The sequence below is a fragment of the Enterobacter pseudoroggenkampii genome (genome assembly GCF_026420145.1).
In the GTDB taxonomy this organism is placed as follows: Bacteria; Pseudomonadota; Gammaproteobacteria; order Enterobacterales; family Enterobacteriaceae; genus Enterobacter; species Enterobacter pseudoroggenkampii.
Window position 1 is genome coordinate 1 of the sequence record NZ_JAPMLV010000020.1, and the last position, 201, is coordinate 201.

The 201-nt window shown below is 51.2% G+C and carries 1 rRNA gene; it reads right to left on the reverse strand.

Annotated elements, in window-relative coordinates:
* Positions 1-201: ribosomal RNA gene (locus OTG14_RS23700) — 23S ribosomal RNA — on the reverse strand; the annotation flags it as partial.

Here is a 201-nt window from a genome sequence, read left to right on the forward strand (position 1 = left end):
AAGCCTCACGGTTCATTAGTATCGGTTAGCTCAACGCATCGCTGCGCTTACACACCCGACCTATCAACGTCGTCGTCTTCAACGTTCCTTCAGGACTCTCAGGGAGTCAGGGAGAACTCATCTCGGGGCAAGTTTCGTGCTTAGATGCTTTCAGCACTTATCTTTTCCGCATTTAGCTACCGGGCAGTGCCATTGGCATGA